Origin of the sequence: Nonlabens antarcticus (assembly GCF_015356755.1) — a bacterium.
GTDB classification, from domain to species: Bacteria; Bacteroidota; Bacteroidia; order Flavobacteriales; family Flavobacteriaceae; genus Nonlabens; species Nonlabens antarcticus.
Genome location: NZ_JADFCO010000066.1, coordinates 681,830 through 700,744 on the forward strand (window position 1 = coordinate 681,830; position 18,915 = coordinate 700,744).

General features: G+C 38.0%; 15 protein-coding genes. 11 read left to right on the forward strand and 4 right to left on the reverse strand.

Features of this window, described 5'->3' with window-relative positions:
• Positions 1 to 129: 129 nt before the first annotated feature.
• On the reverse strand, positions 130 to 1,680 hold the full coding sequence (locus tag IQ282_RS14060) for a M20/M25/M40 family metallo-hydrolase (protein ID WP_228547340.1): 1,551 nt from the start codon (positions 1,678 to 1,680) through the stop codon (positions 130 to 132).
• A 473-nt stretch (positions 1,681 to 2,153) separates the two neighbouring features.
• Here IQ282_RS14060 and IQ282_RS14065 point away from each other — a divergent pair, with 473 nt between their 5' ends.
• The 4 genes from IQ282_RS14065 to IQ282_RS14080 all read left to right on the forward strand — a co-directional run bounded on the left by IQ282_RS14065 (position 2,154) and on the right by IQ282_RS14080 (position 7,337).
• Positions 2,154 to 2,345, forward strand: a complete 192-nt coding sequence (locus tag IQ282_RS14065) for a cold-shock protein (RefSeq protein ID WP_041496837.1) — start codon at positions 2,154 to 2,156, stop codon at positions 2,343 to 2,345.
• 175 nt (positions 2,346 to 2,520) lie between these two features.
• Positions 2,521 to 3,348, forward strand: coding sequence for a class I SAM-dependent methyltransferase (locus IQ282_RS14070; protein WP_194852506.1), 828 nt, complete (start codon positions 2,521 to 2,523; stop codon positions 3,346 to 3,348).
• Positions 3,349 to 3,580: 232 nt separating this feature from the next.
• Entirely contained in the window at positions 3,581 to 5,611 is a 2,031-nt protein-coding gene (locus IQ282_RS14075) for a M13 family metallopeptidase (protein ID WP_194852507.1), read from the forward strand.
• Positions 5,612 to 6,323: 712 nt separating this feature from the next.
• On the forward strand, positions 6,324 to 7,337 hold the full coding sequence (locus IQ282_RS14080) for an LLM class flavin-dependent oxidoreductase (protein ID WP_194852508.1): 1,014 nt from the start codon (positions 6,324 to 6,326) through the stop codon (positions 7,335 to 7,337).
• 112 nt (positions 7,338 to 7,449) lie between these two features.
• Here the strand turns inward: IQ282_RS14080 and IQ282_RS14085 are convergent, their stop codons facing one another.
• Entirely contained in the window at positions 7,450 to 8,175 is a 726-nt protein-coding gene (locus IQ282_RS14085; RefSeq protein WP_194852509.1) for an arylesterase, read from the reverse strand.
• Positions 8,176 to 8,221: 46 nt separating this feature from the next.
• Between IQ282_RS14085 and IQ282_RS14090 the strand changes: the two genes are divergently transcribed.
• From IQ282_RS14090 to IQ282_RS14110, 5 genes are all read left to right on the forward strand, one after another.
• Positions 8,222 to 8,911 carry an ABC transporter ATP-binding protein gene (locus tag IQ282_RS14090; protein WP_194852510.1) on the forward strand — a complete coding sequence of 230 codons (690 nt, stop codon included), beginning with the start codon at positions 8,222 to 8,224 and terminating at the stop codon, positions 8,909 to 8,911.
• A 47-nt stretch (positions 8,912 to 8,958) separates the two neighbouring features.
• Positions 8,959 to 11,451 carry an ABC transporter permease gene (locus tag IQ282_RS14095; protein WP_194852688.1) on the forward strand — a complete coding sequence of 831 codons (2,493 nt, stop codon included), beginning with the start codon at positions 8,959 to 8,961 and terminating at the stop codon, positions 11,449 to 11,451.
• A 165-nt stretch (positions 11,452 to 11,616) separates the two neighbouring features.
• Positions 11,617 to 12,075: a YqhA family protein gene (locus IQ282_RS14100; RefSeq protein ID WP_194852511.1), complete on the forward strand. Its 459-nt coding sequence runs from the start codon at positions 11,617 to 11,619 to the stop codon at positions 12,073 to 12,075.
• Between the two features lie 333 nt (positions 12,076 to 12,408).
• A complete protein-coding gene (ppsA, locus tag IQ282_RS14105) occupies positions 12,409 to 14,838 on the forward strand; it encodes a phosphoenolpyruvate synthase (RefSeq protein ID WP_194852512.1) in 2,430 nt (809 codons plus the stop codon).
• A gap of 176 nt (positions 14,839 to 15,014) precedes the next feature.
• Positions 15,015 to 15,206 (forward strand): cold-shock protein, encoded by a 192-nt coding sequence (locus IQ282_RS14110; protein ID WP_194852513.1) that lies wholly within the window; start codon positions 15,015 to 15,017, stop codon positions 15,204 to 15,206.
• Positions 15,207 to 15,408: 202 nt separating this feature from the next.
• Here IQ282_RS14110 and IQ282_RS14115 read toward each other — a convergent pair whose 3' ends face one another.
• On the reverse strand, positions 15,409 to 16,659 hold the full coding sequence (locus tag IQ282_RS14115) for a mechanosensitive ion channel family protein (protein WP_194852514.1): 1,251 nt from the start codon (positions 16,657 to 16,659) through the stop codon (positions 15,409 to 15,411).
• Between the two features lie 107 nt (positions 16,660 to 16,766).
• Positions 16,767 to 17,330 carry a DUF4494 domain-containing protein gene (locus IQ282_RS14120; protein ID WP_194852515.1) on the reverse strand — a complete coding sequence of 188 codons (564 nt, stop codon included), beginning with the start codon at positions 17,328 to 17,330 and terminating at the stop codon, positions 16,767 to 16,769.
• A gap of 306 nt (positions 17,331 to 17,636) precedes the next feature.
• On the opposite strand from IQ282_RS14120, the gene IQ282_RS14125 reads away from it, so the two are divergent.
• On the forward strand, positions 17,637 to 18,500 hold the full coding sequence (locus tag IQ282_RS14125; protein ID WP_194852516.1) for a hypothetical protein: 864 nt from the start codon (positions 17,637 to 17,639) through the stop codon (positions 18,498 to 18,500).
• A gap of 167 nt (positions 18,501 to 18,667) precedes the next feature.
• Positions 18,668 to 18,841 (forward strand): hypothetical protein, encoded by a 174-nt coding sequence (locus IQ282_RS14130; RefSeq protein ID WP_194852517.1) that lies wholly within the window; start codon positions 18,668 to 18,670, stop codon positions 18,839 to 18,841.
• Positions 18,842 to 18,915: the final 74 nt, after the last annotated feature.

Here is an 18,915-nt window from a genome sequence, read left to right on the forward strand (position 1 = left end):
AATTAAATTATTTGCATAATGTAGAGAAAGTTCGCTTTCGCGAAAGCGAACTTATTTTCATTTTACAGCACAAAAAAAAGCTCGAAACTTTTGATAGTTTCGAGCCTTCTGTATAGAAATATTTTGGTACTAATCCATACCGCCTAATCTTGTAGGAGATCTAGGTGTAGGCCATACTCTAGGCTCCCCAGTTCTATTGTCTATAGGTAAAACAGCCTTCTCACGAGATGTAGTTTCAGGATCCTCACTTGCTTTATAGGCAAGAATCGCAGTTAGTATCGCATTGCTTCTTACATCATCAAAAACGATTTTATCATAGGTATCCCGGTTGGTATGCCAGGTATAATTCCAGTAATCCCAACTGATGGAACTCAAGCTGAAGGCTGGTGCTCCCGCTGCTTGAAAGGAAGCATAATCAGAACCACCGGACGCAGGTGCTCCAGGAAAGGAAGTTTCAATATGTTTAGTGATATCATTAGGAACAGCATTTAACCAGCGGCCCAGATAGTCATAAGACTGTAAAAATCCACCTCCAGATAAATTAACAACTCTACCGGTACCATTATCTTGATTGAAAGAAGCTTGAATGTTTTTAACGATTTCAGGATTATCCTCAACATATGCTCTGGAACCATTTAGTCCCTGCTCTTCACTTCCCCATAAACCAATTATAATGGTGCGTTTAGGGTTGGGATAATGTTTTTTGAGCAATCTAGCCGCTTCCATCATAGTTATAGAACCTGTACCATTATCAGTGGCGCCTGTACCGCCATCCCATGAATCAAAGTGAGCTGAAAGTACCACATACTCATCAGGCTTTTCAGTTCCAGGAATAGTTGCAATCGTATTAAAAGTAGGAACTTTTCCTAGTTCTTTAGATTCTGCGACTAGATGCACTACCGGCTTATTACCAGATTGTGCCAGTCTATAAAGCATACCATAATCTTCTAGTTCAAGGTCGATTTCAGCAATTTTTTTAGTTCCTGCACCAAATATTTTATTCACACCAAAACCTCTTGACCAGTTAGATGATAAAATAGCTGCTGCTCCAGCCTGTTCAAGAATACTGTCAAGGTCTCTGGAACTGATTCCCATATTTGAAAAGTTATCGCGGAATTCTTTTGACATGGCATTGCGATCTTCCTTCATTTTAGCTAATGATTCTGGAGTCGCAAACTCTTCCCAGTTCTCATCTGGACGGCCAGTAGGCTGTGGCATTGAAGTAAGGACAATTTTACCTTTTACCGTTTTAAGCCATGATTGGAATTCGCTAGCATTTTTCACTGTAGGTAAAGCAACTACCTCACCACGTACTCCTTTTTTAGAAGTTGAAGGACTCCATGCCAGCTGCGTTCCCTGCAGGCTTTGTACTCTAGGCTCTAGCATATCAATGTGGGTAATACCACGATCCCAGCCGCGCCATTCGCCATATTTTTCTGATTTGGCGTCAATCCCCCAATCATTAAATTTTGCAATCGCCCAGTCGCCAGCAGATTTCATCTGCGGTGATCCTACTAATCTAGGACCGACTACATCCATTAACTCATGAGCCAGATTTTCTAGCTGAGAGTTTTCTGTGCCATCCTTAACCATCGCTTCAACGACGGGATCTTTTGATTGTGCTAACAACATCGCGCTAGACAACAACAAACTGGATAATAAAATAGTTGTTTTGTTCATAGTTATAGTTTAATCGATTAAGATATGACAATGTGGTGAAATAGAATCTAGGTTTCAAGACATTTAATTCCATCTATGTCAAATTGAGCCACTCTATAAAATACTAATACAATGAAAAAAAGGATTTATCGTTCAAATAATTTTCAAAACACATTGAAAATGTGAACGTTGTAATCAACTAAAACATATTACTAGACTCAATTTTTTGTAGGAATCAATTTTAGATCATTAATATGACACTCTTGGGGTTTATTATAGGAGTAAATCATGTAAAAAACATTAAATAAATAGCCCTATTATTCTAGTTTATAGGGGTTCATGTAAAATATTTTTAAATTTATCATCTTGCAATCCCTTTAAAACAGTGAGTTTTTGAAATGACAGGATTTTTATTTTAAGAATAAATAAAAATTTAGCATTTTTTCATAATAAAGTAAGCATCTTTGCAACATAATTATTTTAAATAAATTACAATGAGTACAGGAACAGTAAAATTTTTCAATGAAACTAAAGGTTTCGGATTCATCACTGAAGAAGGTGTTGATAAGGACCACTTCGTACATATCTCAGGATTGATCGATGAAATTCGCGAAGGCGATGAAGTATCTTTTGATCTTAAAGAAGGAAACAAAGGATTGAACGCAGTAAACGTAAAAGTACTTTAATTAGACTTTAACCTTATTGTCATCCGGTTTTCTTTCAGAATTCAGGAATTGAAATTAAAAACCCATCGCATTGCGATGGGTTTTTTGCTTGGTATATATTTGAGTAGAAGGTTTTACCACTTGTTAGTTGGTAACCATTCTGCGTCTAATTAAAAGATCTGCAATACAAAACCCTATGATTTCTAGAATAAAACAAAATATTGATAGATTTTTCAATAGTCAGATTTTACACAACGTGCAACTTCTCCAGCCTTTCCAACCAAAAATAACCAACACAAAGATTTATAAAGTTCTTTTACTTTGTTTGTTTGTAATTCCCCTGCAGAGTTGCAATAGTCAAACAAAGGAGACCGCGACCAGTGAAAGTAATTCTTACATTTTCAAAACTGGTGATCGCAACGGGATAGGGAAGTGGTATTTAGGAAGGGAAATTGCCCACGTTATGGGATTCCAGGGAATGGAATGGCTCAACCGACCAGAACGGGAACAAGAAGAAAAGGTTTCTAAATTATTGGAAAATATGAACATCTTAAATACAGATGTTATTGCAGATATAGGTGCGGGTTCTGGTTTTCACACTTTTAGAATGGCATCCATGGCAAATAATGGTCTTATATATGCCGTTGATATTCAGAAGGAGATGCTGGCGGAAATGAATCGTCAGAAATCACTTAAGAAGATCAATAATGTCAAAACTATTCAAGGTACAGAGCAAAGTGTCAATTTGCCAGAAAACAGTATAGATAAAGTGCTGATGGTAGATGTATATCATGAGTTCAATTACCCGCTGGAGATGATGCTGTCCATTAAACAATCTTTACGTCGTGATGGCAAAGTTTACTTAATTGAATATCGCGGTGAAGATGCCAGCATTCCTATAAAGACAATCCATAAAATGACCGAAGCTCAATCTGTGAAAGAAATGGAAGCTGCAGGTTTTAAATTGTTGGAAAACATTGACAATCTACCGTGGCAGCATTGTATGATTTTTGGCATCAAATAATAGCTCATGAGACTCTCTGGATCAATCTTTTAATTCTAGATAATGCGCAATTTAGTTTTAAACACAAGTCTCGAAAGTCTCCAGTAGAAAGCAATTTAATTGTACCAATTTCCTTGATGATAAGAAGAAATTTGAATCATTGAAACTCTAAGACTTACGCAGGTATTTGAAATCTGCCAACTAAAGTTTTGGATGAGAGGATTTCTTATATTTGGGTAAATCTGATGCATTCATGAAAAACCTAGCTTACCTCGCGATCTTTGCTATACTTGCTACTTCTTGTAAAAGCGACACCTCCACAGATCCTGCACCGTTTCCTAAAGTGGATAGAACCGTGGTTTTTGATGGGATTTCAGACTCTACTCTACCAGGTGATAATTTTTATGATCATGTCAATAAGACCTGGTATGAAAATACGCCTATCGCAGACGATCAAGTAGGCGTAGGAGCCTACCGGTTTTTAAATATTCCCCAACAAGAATTGTTGCGCAAAATATTAGAAGAGGTTTCCCAGAACGAAAACGCTCAAGGCACAATAGAGCAACAAGTGGGAGATTTTTATGCTTCTGGAATGGATACGTTGAAAATTGATGAGCGAGGCATATCGCCCATAAAACCTATTCTCGCAAGAATTGGTGCGGTAAATGATATCAAATCCATGATGGTATTTGTTGCAGATCAGATCAAAACGGGTGATTATTCTATAGCGGCTCCTTATATTTCTCCAGATCAGAAAAACAGCACTATCAATATCCTTCATTTTGGACAATCGGGACTTGGTTTGCCTGACCGTGATTATTATTTCGCTACAGATTCTTCGACAATAGCTGTCCAGGAAGCTTATAAGAAGTATTTGACCACTCTATTTGAACTGGTTGATGAGGATAACGCTTTCGCGAAAGCAAAAACGGTTTATGATATAGAAAAACAACTGGCCCAGTCACACAAGACAAGAGTCGAACGACGAAATGTCACCAAAAATTACAACATGCTAGCGGTTTCAAGCCTGAACAAGTCGCAACAAAATTTAGGGTGGAAAACCATGCTTTCCAATCTAGGAGCAACTACAGACTCCGTTGACGTATCTCAACCTGGATATTATAAAAAATTGAATGCGATGCTAATGACTGTCCCTTTGAAGGACTGGAAATTATATTTAATGGCAAACTCGATTAGTACACACAGCAATTTGTTGAGCACTCCATTTCAGGACGCTTCTTTTGCTTATTCTAAGGTTTTATCGGGTCAAGGTGAACAACAACCACGCTCTAAAGTCATGACTAACCGGGTGGACGACCAGCTAGGATTTGCTTTAGGACAGTTATACGTAAAGCGTTATTTTAAAGAAGATGCTAAAAAAAGAGCATTAGACCTGGTCAATAACTTTCAAAAAACGCTTGAAAAACGCATAAATAATTTGGAATGGATGAGCGACAGTACAAAGGTTAAAGCGGTTGAAAAGCTATACGCCATCAATAAAAAAATAGGATACCCAGACGTGTGGAGGGTTTATGATGCAGACATTAAGAGAGAAGCGTTCTTTGAAAATGTAGTAGCATTAAGACAAAACGATTATGATTATGAACTCGCAAAATTAGGGAAGGCTCCCAATAAGGACGAATGGTTTACCACACCTTCAACGGTAACGGCTTATTATAATCCGTCTGCTAATGAGATTGTATTTCCCGCTGGAATTTTGCAAGCGCCATACTTTGATTTGTATGCAGATGATGCTGTGAATTATGGTGGTATAGGAATGGTGATAGGCCATGAATTTACCCACGCATTTGATGATCAAGGCGCCCAGTTTGATAAGGATGGAAATGTTTCCAACTGGTGGACCAAGGAGGATTATACAAAGTTCCAGGCAAAGACCCAACAGATTATAGATCAGTATAGCAACTTTACCGTGCTGGACGACCTCCATTTGAATGGAGCACTAACCGTGGGTGAAAACACCGCAGACAATGGTGGAATCGCCATCGCTTACGATGCTTTTCAAATGACGGAGCAGGGTAAAGGGTCTGAAAAAATAGGAGGTTATACACCAGAGCAGCGGTTCTTTTTATCTGTTGCTCGCATATGGCGTGTAAAAATGCGGGATGAATTCCTCAGAAACTATGTGACTACAGATCCTCATTCACCACCTACCTGGCGCGTTAATGGGCCATTAATGAATTTCACACCTTTTTACGAGGCGTTTGATGTGAAGGAAGGTCAAGCCAACTTTAAACCAGAAGCAGACCGGATCCGGATTTGGTAATTTGTTCCTTCAAAGAATTAAGCTTATTCTATTTTTTGGAAGTCAAATAGATTAGAAAATTTAGAACCATCAACATGAAATGATTTCTCGTTGTAATTTTATTTCTAAAGAACGGTGTGTTTAAGTCCTAACAGTTATTAACGAATGATCATTATTAAATGTTATCCTTATTCCGAATAGGGAACACGTTACCAACCTATGGCCAGCAATAAGTTTTTGGTAAGAGTAAAGGAACCTGAGAATTGAAAGCCAGCATATAGTATTATAAATTTCAAGCAGATTTTTTTTGAAATCTATAGTGTCGATTTTACCCTCGAGTTACTTAATATTTTATGTGATATTTTTGAAAATCTTTTGGTTCTGTGGTTCTATGAATAACATTTCTCTTTAAAATCTATTGGTTCTATAATAAGCATCAGATTGCTTCTAATGCAACGTTTTGAGGTATTAATCAGCAGTCAATTAAAGAACGAAACAGCTGAAATATTCAAAATTTTGTAAACCATACAAAATGGATATTCCTTCAGGATTCTGTAGCAATATCCATGAGTCATGTCAAACATTTCTTAACATTTGCAGCGTTACATTTAAGTTGGTTAACTTCTATTTAGTACCGTAAAACGCAAAAAAATCTAGAAAGCAATTAATGACTAATATTCATTTTGAGCAACTCTGATTTTAAGAAAAAGCGTTTTACCATTCAATAGCAATTATGAAAACAACTCCGACTTCCTATTCTATATTAGATCTTGCTTTAGTATCTCAAGGTCAAACGCTCAAACAGACTTATGACGGCGCTTTAGAATTGGCTCAAAATGCTGAAGCTTTAGGGTATACGCGCTACTGGCTGGCAGAACATCACAATGCGCCAAATATAGGAAGTAGTGCGACATCAATTTTGATAGGTTATCTCGCTCAAGGAACTAAAACCCTGCGTATAGGTTCCGGTGGGATTATGTTGCCTAATCATTCTCCACTTATTGTTGCAGAGCAATTCGGCACGCTTGCTTCATTATATCCTAACCGCATTGATTTAGGCTTAGGAAGGGCACCGGGAACAGACCGGGAAACTGCTCAAGCAATACGATCTGATTTTATGCAGGCTGCGCAGTCCTTTCCAAATGAATTGGATAAAATTGAAACTTATTTCTCAAAGGAAAACGCTAGTTCTAGAGTTCGCGCGACCGTTGCAGAAGGTGTGGATGTTCCCATTTATATTTTGGGATCCAGCACAGATAGTGCGCACCTAGCCGCAAAAAAAGGGTTGCCTTACGCTTTTGCAAGCCATTTTGCTACTACTCATTTATGGGATGCCATAACTATTTATCGCAATGAGTTCCAGCCATCTGATGTTTTGGATAAGCCCTACGTAATGGCAGGCGTAAATATCATTATTGCTGATACGGATGAAGAAGCAGAAAATATTTCAACCTCATTAATTCGCATGATCGTCGGAATTTTTACGGGTAAGCGCGATTACGTGCAGCCGCCCATTCCCATGAATGATGAGCTTAAGGAAATTCTCCAGCATCCACAAATTCACCAGATGCTCAAATACTCTTTTATAGGTAGTAAAGCTAGCGTTAAGGCTCAAGTGAAAGAATTTATGGAGCAGACAAATGCAGATGAATTGATTGCTGTGACTAATATTTATGATGTAAAAGACAGGGTCAAATCCTATAAATTATTTGCTGAAATCATGAAGGAATTAGAACAAGAAAGCTAATATTTTAGAAGCAGTACTATTTCTATTTTCGCAAGATGATTTTTTTAGAGTTCGCTTTCGCGAAAGCGGTCTTTTATTCAAAATAGCTGATTAAAGAACTCTGAGATTAATTTTAATCCATCACTACGGACAATATTTCCCACACGTTATTTGCAACAATCCTGTGACCTTCCGCAGTGGGATGAATGCCATCACTTTGATTCAAGGCTGCAATACCACCCACATCCTTTAATATAAATGGAATGAAAGCCAGGTCATTCTCAGCAGCTAAATCTGAAAAAATGGATTTGAATTCTGTTGTGTATTCTTGTCCCATATTGGGCGGTAGCTGCATTCCAGCGATAATTATCTGCGTGTCTGGACTTTTAGCATTTACAGCATCAATGATCGCCTGTAGATTTAATCTCGTTTCAGATAGAGGTACACCTCGCAAACCATCGTTAGCTCCTAACTCAAGCACAAAAATATCAATCTCTTGATTTAAAATCCAGTCGATTCTGCTTTTACCACCAGCACTCGTTTCACCACTCAAACCTGAATTGATAATCTCGTAATCTAATCCTAGAGAGTCAATTTTAGTTTGAATCAATCCAGGAAAAGCATCGTTAGTGTCATCAAGCCCGTATCCAGCGGTAATGCTGTCCCCAAAAAATAAAATCGTTTTTTTTGGGGTAATAGTGTCACTATCATTTTCAGAAGTTGTCGCGGTCGGTGTATTTTGATTTGCATCTGCTTTAGATTCCTTACCGCAACAAATCAGAGAAATTGCGACTATGAAATAACAAAAGTTTAAGAGGTTACGTTGATTGGAAATGCCTCTGTTTAAAAGCGTTTGCATAGTTTTAGACTCGAGCATAGGTTCAAATAATAATTTCAAATTATAGATGTCAAAGATATTAAAGATTAACGGTTTAGGAAAAACATATAACAGTGGTTCCCGCCAATTGACAGTTTTACAAAATATTTCATTTGATGTAGAAAAAGGGCAAACTTTTTCTATTGTAGGTCCATCTGGAAGTGGCAAAACAACATTATTAGGATTGTGTGCTGGTTTAGATCAACCTAATGCGGGAACAGTTGAGTTGTGCGGTTATGACTTACAAACATTAAACGAGGATGAACGAGCGGAATTGCGCAATAAAGAAGTAGGATTTATATTTCAAAATTTCCAATTACTGCCAACTCTTACAGCACTGGAAAATGTAAGTGTGCCTTTAGAATTACAATCGGCGCAGGATGCTTCATCAAGGGCTCGAAAGTTATTGGAAAAAGTAGGACTAGGCGATCGCATTCATCATTATCCATCACAATTATCAGGCGGAGAGCAGCAACGTGTGGCACTAGCGAGAGCATTCTCTAACCGACCCTCCATATTATTTGCAGATGAACCTACTGGCAATCTGGACGAGGAAACCGGTGAGAAAGTGATAGAACTACTTTTTGAACTCAATAAAGATGCAGGAACGACACTTGTAATTATCTCACACGATCTTGATCTTGCTGCACGCACACAGCAAATTTTGAGATTGAAGGGTGGTCAGATATTGACTAATGAAACGACAGCAACATTTTGAGTTCATCTAAACTAACATCGACTGTAAATACTCCCTGGTTATTCAAAATGGCATGGCGGGATGCAAAAGCAAGTAGGGTACGACTGCTGCTTTTTATGGCATCGATCATTCTTGGAATAGCGGCCGTAGTTTCTATACAATTATTCAGTCAAAACCTGACAGATAACATACAGCGTCAATCTAAATCATTAATGGGGGCTGATTTTATAATTGATAGCGACCAGATTCCAAACGAAAGAGCACAAGCAATTATAGACTCTCTCCAGCCAGATGCTTTAGAGGTGAAGTTCGTTTCAATGATTGCCTTTCCTAAAAACAATGGGACAAAGCTAGTGAGCGTGCGAGCTTTAGAAGGTAGTTTTCCTTTTTATGGAACGATTGAAACGCTGCCAGAAACTGCGGGATCAAATTACCAAAAGACTGGCGGTGTTCTAGTAGATGCCACGTTAATGTTGCAGTACAACATCGTTCCTGGAGATTCCATTAAGATAGGAGAGTTAACCATGCCTATTACTGGTTCTCTAAAAGGAATTCCAGGAAGTACGGGAATTTCCTCATCAATTGCGCCTACAGTTGTAATGCCGTATCGGTTTGTTGAAGCTACAAAATTGTTACAATTTGGAAGTCGTAAGGAATACCAGTTTTACTACAATCAACCCACAGCAGATCTCGCGGCATTGGAAGAAAACGTTGAACCAATGCTGGATGTACAGAATGCGGACCTTGATACTCATACCAGCACCAGCGAGCGTTTAGGAAGACGCTATGAAAACGTTGGATCATTTCTGAATCTTGCTGCCTTTATTGCGTTATTGTTAGGCTGCGTGGGAATAGCTAGTTCTGTTAATATCTACATTAAAGAAAAATTGCCCGCTGTAGCCGTATTGAAATGTATGGGAGCTTCCAGAAAGCAAAGCTTCTTGATATTCTTGATTCAAATTGCTGGAATAGGTATTGCCGGTGGAGTTGTTGGGACGGCTATAGGGGTAGGGCTTCAAATGGCCTTTCCCTATATTTTAAAAGAATTTCTACCTTTTGATTTAATCATCAACATCAGTGTACAGCCTTTAATCATGGGCGTTTTACTGGGTTTATTTATGTCAGTTCTCTTTGCTTTATTGCCACTATTGCGCACCTGGTACGTTTCTCCATTAGAAGTGTTGCGAGTAGGCGATAGTTCATCGACCGACTCTAGAAAAGCTCAGTATATTGTTATTGGGGTTATTGTTTTATTTCTCTATGGTTTTACATTTTGGTTGCTCAGGGATTGGCTATTTGCACTTGCATTTATCGGTGGTGTTTTACTGACGTTTGCTTTTTTGGCTGGAGTTGCAACTCTCACTATGAAAGCCATTAAAAACTTCTTTCCTAAGCGTGCTCGTTTTACAACACGACAAAGTCTGCTCAATCTTTTTAGGCCTAATAATCAAACGGTCGTATTATTAGTTGCTATTGGGTTGGGAACATTTTTGATCAGTACGTTGTTTTTTACCAAAGATATTTTGCTCGCTAAAACTGAAATAGGTCAAGCCTCTGATAAAGCAAATTTAATTACAATGGATGTTCAACCAGAACAACTCTCCGAAGTAGTTAATTCATTTAAATATAGCAACTTACCAGTTATTGATAATATTCCTATAGTGACCATGCGCATGCACAGTATAAATGATCAACTGGTAAATAATTTAAGAGCTGATAGCACTGCGCAAATCCGTGGTTGGATTTTGAGTCATGAATTTAGGACGACCTATCGTGACGAACTCATTGCCTCAGAGGAGGTTTTAGAAGGCAAATGGATTCCCTCTCAAAATGCGGAAGAAACCATTCAAATATCAATTTCAGATAATCTAGCAGAGGACGCAAAACTCAGCATAGGTGATCCTGTCGTTTTTAATGTGCAGGGCGTACTTATGGAAACTATCGTGGGAAGCATCCGGAAAGTTGATTGGGCTAATTTGCAAATAAACTTCTCTATCGTATTTCCAGAAGGTGTTCTTGAAGATGCACCACAATTTAACGTACTGACAACTTATGCCGCGACTGAGAAGGAATCGGCTGGATTGCAGCAGGACTTAGTTCAAAAATTTCCTAACGTTTCCATTATAGATTTGCGGCAAGTATTTACAGTGGTGGATGATATTCTGAACAAGGTTTCCTGGATCATAAATTTTATGGCCTTTTTTAGTATCCTCACAGGAATCATTGTTTTGATAGGATCCGTACGTACCAGTAAATATCAACGCATAAAAGAAAGCGTTTTATTGCGCACCCTAGGTGCTAAGAATAAACAAATCCTGACCATCACGGCGCTAGAATACCTTTTCTTAGGAATTTTAGGTAGCCTCGTCGGGATTCTGCTAGCACTAGTGAGTAGTTTTTTACTGGCTTTATTTATTTTCAAGGAACCTTTTACTCCTTCGGTGTTACCATTTTTAGTGTTTTTACCTGGCATTTCCATCTTGGTATTGGCCATAGGATTGAGTAATATCCGTAGTGTTCTTAAAAGTTCACCCTTGGAGGTACTTCGCAAAGCAAGATAAAGCTCTGTTCCATAATTCACTTTACAATGCAGGAGAACGCGCTGTTAACAGCACTTTGATTATTGAGATTACCTTTGATCTCAAGGATTTAAAATATTTCGCTTTCGCGAAAGCGAAAAAGCATTTTATTTACAATTATCTCATTATCATTATTATATTTATTCGATGACAAGAACACTAGGCATTCTATTAAAGATCGTGGCATTTTGTGCCGTAATAGCCATCATATGTCTTGCTATAGGCGTCGAAGGATATGCCTTTGTGGAAATCTATAACACACTTTCAACGATTATTACGGGATATACTCAGGAAGATGAGATCATTAAAAAATGTCTGAAAGGGTTAGATTTAGTTTTGTTAGGAGTGATTTTCTTTTCTGTCGCCACGGCCTTATTTGAACTCTACATCATGAAAATTCCAAAACTCCCCAAATGGTTAGTTATTGACGATCTGGACGGTTTAAAAGCTCTGATGATTAAGATGGTGATATTTGTTATGACCATATCATTTACAGGGCGCGTGGTGACCTACAGCGGCGGTATTGATATTCTATATTTAGGCGGCGGCCTCGCTTTAGTAATTGGGTCCTTAACTTACTTCCTCGTCAATAAGAATGAAACCTAGGGGTGCTTACCCTTACTTCTTATAAGTTTGCGAGATGAATGTCTGATATAAACCAATGCTGCTATACATTTGTGGCTTATCCGCAAGCCATTTTATCGTATTCTTTGTTTCTCTCAAAAAATAGACTGATCAGCTGTGGAATCAGCAATAGTCTATAAGCTATTTTAAAAATCCTTTTCATAGCATAAGTTGAAGATCTTCCTTTTCCGCTATTATAATTTTATGGATTTCTAGCAAATTTATAAATTGGGCTGTTATTATTTCAAAGTTTTACACAGCAACCCGTACTTTTAGAAAAATGAAATAAACAGCTTCTAAAAATACCCATGTAAAATGAACGAAAAGACGGAATACGTTAGACAGTTAGAGACCCTTAGTATTAATGACATCTCGTTAGTAGGTGGTAAAAATGCTTCACTGGGCGAGATGATTCAAAATCTAAAAAGCCAGGATGTACAGGTTCCTGGAGGTTTTGCTGTTACCGTGGATGCTTATGATGCTTTTATTGGTGAAAACAATCTGAAAGATAAAATTCTGGAAGAGCTGGAAGGACTGGATGCTACCGATATTATTCAACTGCGAAAAGCTGGTTCTCAAATACGGAAATTTATAGCTAACGGTAAATTTCCTCACCTAGTGGAGAAAAGAATACTGAGCGCCTATTATGAGCTTTCTGATAAATACGAACAGAATGCTACTGATGTAGCTGTTCGTTCTTCTGCAACTGCAGAGGATTTACCAGACGCTTCATTTGCAGGTCAGCAATCTACCTATTTAAATATTAGAGGTGGTGAAATGCTGTTAACCGTGGTTAGAAGCTGTTTTGCTTCTTTATATACGGATCGTGCAATTTCCTATAGATCTTCAAGGGGTTATGATCAATTTTCTGTAAAACTATCGGTCTGCGTTCAAAAAATGGTCAGATCAGACATAGGTTCTGCTGGTGTTGCTTTTTCCCTTGATACAGAAAGTGGATTTAAGGATGTCGTTCTTATAAATGGTTCTTACGGCCTGGGTGAGCTTGTTGTGGGTGGGGAAATAGAGCCCGACGAGTTTATCGTTTTCAAACCGACCTTAAAGAAAGGATTCGCTTCCATCATCGATAAAAGATTAGGAAACAAAACCCATAAGCTGGTTTACAGTAAGAAATCGTTTGAAACGGTTCGTAAAGTTCCTGTGGATAGAGAGTTGAAATCTAAATTTTGTATGACTGAAAGCCAGGTATTACAATTGGCGCAATGGGTACAGAAAATAGAAGAATATTACAGTGCAAAATATGATCGCTGGTGCCCTATGGATATAGAATGGGCCATAGATGGATTGACTGATCAGCTGTATATAGTACAGGCAAGACCAGAAACGGTGCATTCCCAGCAATCTGAGGGTGTTTTGAAAGAGTACAATATTGTAAATGAAATCCCGCTAGATCGTCTGTTAATGGAGGGTATTGCCGTTGGAGATAAAATAGGACATGGAAAAGCGAGGCAAATTTTAACCCTTGACGGTAGGGATGGCAGCGTTGACGAGATAGACTTTAAAGCGGGAGAGGTACTGATCACAGAAATGACCGACCCGGACTGGGAGCCACTCATGAAAAAAGCTTCTGCAATCATTACAGAAAAAGGAGGCAGAACGTGTCATGCCGCAATTATTGCTAGAGAGTTAGGAGTTCCTGCAGTAGTAGGAGTAGGGCCTAAGATTTCTCAATTGGAAAGTGGTCAGGATATTACTGTTTCTTGTGCCGAAGGTGGTGATGGTAAAATCTACAGCGGCATCATCGATTATGAATTTGTAGAAACTAATTACGACGAGTTTCCAAAAACGGATATGCACGTGATGATGAATATAGGTTCTCCTGATCTTGCTTTTAAGTACTCTAAAATACCTAACGACGGCGTAGGGCTGGCGCGACAAGAATTTATTATTAATAATCATATCAAGGTTCACCCACTAGCGTTGCTTAATCATAAAGAATTAAAAGACGATGAGCTTACAAAAGCTATAGAAGGGTTGACTAGAGGATATGCGTCTGAAGAAGATTTTTTCATTGAAAAGCTAGCACAGGGCGTTGCAAAAATTGCTGCCGCATTTTATCCTAAAAGAACCATTATTAGGTTATCCGATTTTAAAACCAACGAATATTATAATTTATTAGGAGGTAAATATTTTGAGCCTAAGGAAGAAAATCCCATGATAGGGTGGAGAGGGGCATCAAGATATTACTCTAGCGAATTCAGAAAAGCATTTGACATGGAGTGTAAAGCTCTCGCAAAAGTTAGAAACGAGTTCGGTTTAGACAATGTTACAATTATGATTCCTTTTTGTAGAACTCCTGCAGAACTCAAAAAAGTACTCGCTATACTTGAGGAAAATGGGCTGAAACGAGGGGAGAATGGGTTAGAGATTTATTTAATGGCAGAAATTCCTTCTAATATTATTTTGGCAGATCAATTTGCGCCACATATAGATGGATTTTCCATAGGTTCCAATGACCTTACCCAGCTCGTACTAGGGTTAGACAGAGACTCTAGTCTTGTGGCACATTTGTACGATGAGCGCAATGATGCAGTTAAAAGCATGATCAGTCTTCTGATACAAACAGCCAAAAAACATAACGTTAAGGTGGGGATTTGTGGTCAGGGACCGTCAGATTTCCCAGATTTTTCAGAATTTTTGATTGAAAATGGAATAGATACATTGTCTGTAACCCCAGATTCTATTTTAAAAACACTTAGGGTGGTGAGCGCTATTGAGGCTCGATAGTAGCGTTATTGTTACTTAAATCATCCAATTAAATTGACGATTCCCGTCGTAGATCGTCCGTTCTGGAAATCCGTTAAGAGAATAGTGGTCAAGCAATATTCTTAAATAGAGGAGTTTGTCAATAAATGGCACTATCATTGTATATATTTAAGTATTAATAAATTAAATACATTACAATGAGTAAAGGAACAGTAAAATTTTTCAATGACACAAAAGGATTTGGATTCATTACAGAAGAAGGAGTTGAAAGAGATCACTTCGTACACGTATCAGGATTAATCGATGAGATTAGAGAAGGTGACGAGGTAGAATTTGACCTACAAGAAGGAAACAAAGGACTTAATGCGGTTAACGTAAAAGTACTTTAATATATACCCATATATTTTTATCACAAACCCCATCAATTTTGATGGGGTTTTTTGTTGCCTTATTTTAATATTTGGTTCTTAGAATATGTGGATACTTACTTTGAACTAGTGACATTTTCGCTTTCGCGAAAGCGAATTCATAATCATCACTTTTCTATAAATGTTAGGTTCATAAAGAGAGCAATTCAACCTGTAGAACAGTTTACTTCTTGTAACCAGCAAAAGTGGAATTACTGGGTAATTCAAAAATGGCTAAATTAAAATAAGGCACCGCGGCAATAAGATGGTCAAATATATCTGCCATAATATACTCATAGTTCTGCCATCGTTTATCACTGCTAAAAGCATACATTTCAATTGGAATTCCTTGTTCCGTTGGTTCTAGCTGGCGCACCATGATCATCATCTCCTTATTAGTCCCAGAATGATTCTCAATGTAAGTCTCCATATATTTTCTGAATAAACCGATGTTCGTCAGGTTCCTACCATTCAAAAGAAGCTCTTTATTTACATGATTATTAGTGTTATAGCTATTAATATCTGACTGCCGGGTTTCTATGTAAGCAGAAATTAAATGGATCTCCTTTAAAGCAATAACCTCCTCATGGGATAAATATTTGATACTGTCTAATTTGATATTCAGGGCTCTTTTGATGCGTCTACCATCAGCATCCTCCATACCTCGCCAGTTCTTAAAGGAATCTGAGATTAAGGCATAGGTAGGAATAGTTGTGATGGTCTTGTCAAAGTTTTGAACCTTTACCGTTGACAGATTGATCTCGATCACATCACCATCAGCTCCATATTTATCAAAAGTAATCCAGTCACCTATGCGCACCATGTCATTTATGGACACTTGAATACTGGCAACAAATCCTAAAATAGTATCCTTAAATACAAGAATAATTACTGCAGATGCCGCTCCTATTGTAGTAAGGAATTTTATAAACTCTATTCCTGTAATGATCGCAAATGCAGACAAAATTCCCAAAACCCACGCTACAATCATAAATACTTGAATGTAGCTGTCTATAGGTTTGTCCTTCAAACTGGCTACCGTTTTAAAGTAATCCCTGAGCGCTTTTAGCAAACTACGTACGATCCACAAAGTTAATATGATAGCAAAGACTTGCAGCCCTTTTTCAAATAACCTCTCGAAATATGGAAAATCTACAAAAACCTGTGGTAGAAACTCCATTACCACAATCAATGGAATGATATGAGCAATGTTGTTGGGCACCTTGTTACTGACCAGTAGGTCATCAAAGTTAGTTTTGGTTCTTGTTGTGAACCTAATGAAGACCTCGATGATTATTTTCTTAATAATCAGGTCAATAACTACTGCTATTGTTATGAGCGCCGCCAGTAAGATTAGCGCATTTAAATAAATCGCAACCGACTCTAACATTCCCTGTTCTATCAGATAATCATATATAAGGTGTTCAATATTCATAACGATAAAAGCTTTTGTAAGCGTGACAGATGTAAAAGATTATTATTAAAAAAAAGGTAATGTCACAAAAGTAGCATTACCCTTTACATATAGACTCTATAATTGCCTTATTCTTCCTCGATAGAGGATAAAACGTCGGTCATTTCTGCATCTTCATCTATACCGACAGTTACTGGTACAGAATCTTTAAGTGCAGTGAAATTTTTCAAACGTTCTTCATCATCTTCTTCACCCGTAAAGTAAGGGAATACATCCACAATAGGTGATTCTGAAACCGCAGGAATAGTATACTCACCCATGGTACCTTTCATGATGCTCACGGTGTTTTCATAGGCTTCTTTCACATCATTTGCCTGTACCAATAAGTATAAATTGGTTTTACGCTCTTTCCCACTTTCTTCATCAAATGCGATTAGCGAAACGCGGGACTTGAACCAGCGGTCTGCATTCTCAAACGGATGGATCTCTGCATAATTGGCCACCTTAATGTTGGTAATCTTAATTTCTTCACTTTCACTCAAATAAGCCGCCATTTCTTGGGTAATTCTACTTTCAGCCTCTGTATATGAGATGGCATCTACTAAAAATGGTTCTGTTTTTATTTTTTGGGTGGCTGTCGCCTCATCAAATTTTCTGTATTTCACTTTACACTCGTACCAGGTTGCGCTCATTTTGTTTGTTTTTTAAGGACGGCAAATATAGGGTGGAGTGGAAGCTTAGAAAGTTCAAATAGTTGGGAGATGTTCACAAATTTGGTTTGGATTAGTAGAGGTTTTAGGATGAGAGGATTGGATAGTAGTTTTCTGTTTTTGTTTTCGCTTTCGCGAAAGCCAAATAAAAATAACAAGAAGTTTATGCCGTACTCAATACAATACGAAAACATAGGTGTACCTAATATTGATTTATTAAATGGCAATTTAAAACTTGAAGTAGTAAGGTGCTAGGTTTGCTTATCTTTCATTGAGAAAATATGGATTATGAAATTTACACTTTGTGCGATCTTATTAGGTGTTGCTGGTTGCCTATACGGTCAAAATTTAGTGGATCCTATCAGTGGATCTTATAACATGGGCAGCAACGACCCATTAGGCGGCACGCATTTCATAGTGATGCCAGACCAGCAGTTTGTGGTGGCGTATTTTGGCGGAATGCGCAAGGGAACATGGGAACGTTATGAAGATACCTACCAGTTTACCTATCATGTAGAACCACAATTTGTACTGTACGGTAGAAAGAATCCATCGATTGCCGACTCCATCCAGGTGCGCGTGGGTCTGGATGGGAATAGGGGCTTTGCAGTGCGATTCAATGGAACCAAAACCGATGCATTCACTCCCATTTTCAATGAGGATTCCAACTGCTATAGTTATCCCTATATCTACAAACAGACCGCTGCGCTGGAACAGGTAGACGTTTATGCGCCAGACTTGCGGGAATACTACGAAGGAGAAATCCACGAAATCCCAGATTATTACAGCTTCAAAGTAGGGGCAACCTACAATGAATTTGTTCTCACCGGATTATCCAGAGAATATTCCACAGAACGATCATTTACCGCCCAATTCAAAGAAGGTAGCATGATCATCAATGGCAGCGAATCCATCAAAAAAAGCGGCGATTATGCCGACTTAAATCCAGAAGATCTGAACTACTTCAAACAATACACAACTACCGAAATCTTTCCACCGCAACTGGAATACGGCAACGAATTCTTTCCTTATAACGATGAACCTATAAATGATGATTTGATACCGTTTAATAGGATTGATGCGGTTTTGGTTTCTTCTGATGGTGTTGTTGTGGGTGGTGAGTCTTTTTTTGTGGTACGTTGTGAGGAGTAGGGAATCGAACTTTTATAGAAGTAAAGTCATTAATGCGAATTGCAATTAATGCGGTTTGAATGGAATGTATATGTTTGGAATAAAAAATGACCTGCCAACAATTGAGAACATACTGTAACAAATCACTTTATAATTCTACCAATTCATTGAATACTAACTCGGCCAACATGAAAAACAAGAAAGCAACGACGCTATTTGTCATTGGGATTACGTTATCAACGTTAGGAGTGACTGTTTTATCTGATTATAAAATGGTTCAATATACCGCGATGATTCTTGGATTAATCATTATGATTTACAGTGTTTTTGTAACGGATGCTGAAAAGAAATGTCAAGGATAAAATAAAAAGTAAATCCGCATTTATGCTTGAATTAAACGTACAATCCAGAAGAAAAATAGAATAGTAGTGTAGCT